Source organism: Candidatus Kurthia intestinigallinarum (assembly GCF_003991225.1).
Lineage (GTDB): Bacteria > Bacillota > Bacilli > Bacillales_A > Planococcaceae > Kurthia > Kurthia populi.
Window position 1 is genome coordinate 1 of record NZ_JTFC01000049.1, and the last position, 880, is coordinate 880.

1 protein-coding gene is annotated in these 880 nt (G+C 36.2%); it reads left to right on the plus strand.

Going from position 1 to position 880, the window contains the following annotated elements; genetic code table 11:
- Nucleotides 1–880 (plus strand): MFS transporter (locus tag QI30_RS18535; RefSeq protein ID WP_126992061.1); only part of this gene is annotated, 880 nt, incomplete at both ends.

Consider the following 880-nt stretch of genomic DNA (forward strand, 5'->3'; position numbering starts at 1 on the left):
GCATTTCCAGCACTCGTAATGGTTGTAGTTGCGCGCTATATTCCAAAGGAAAATAGGGGTAAAGCATTTGGTCTTATTGGATCGATAGTAGCCATGGGAGAAGGAGTCGGTCCAGCGATTGGTGGAATGATAGCCCATTATATTCATTGGTCCTATCTTCTACTCATTCCTATGATAACAATTATCACTGTTCCGTTTCTTATGAAATTATTAAAGAAAGAAGTAAGGATAAAAGGTCATTTTGATATCAAAGGAATTATACTAATGTCTGTAGGCATTGTATTTTTTATGTTGTTTACAACATCATATAGCATTTCTTTTCTTATCGTTAGCGTGCTGTCATTCCTGATATTTGTAAAACATATCAGGAAAGTAACAGATCCTTTTGTTGATCCCGGATTAGGGAAAAATATACCTTTTATGATTGGAGTTCTTTGTGGGGGAATTATATTTGGAACAGTAGCAGGGTTTGTCTCTATGGTTCCTTATATGATGAAAGATGTTCACCAGCTAAGTACTGCCGAAATCGGAAGTGTAATTATTTTCCCTGGAACAATGAGTGTCATTATTTTCGGCTACATTGGTGGGATACTTGTTGATAGAAGAGGTCCTTTATACGTGTTAAACATCGGAGTTACATTTCTTTCTGTTAGCTTTTTAACTGCTTCCTTTCTTTTAGAAACAACATCATGGTTCATGACAATTATAATCGTATTTGTTTTAGGTGGGCTTTCGTTCACCAAAACAGTTATATCAACAATTGTTTCAAGTAGCTTGAAACAGCAGGAAGCTGGTGCTGGAATGAGTTTGCTTAACTTTACCAGCTTTTTATCAGAGGGAACAGGTATTGCAATTGTAGGTGGTTTATTATCCATACCCT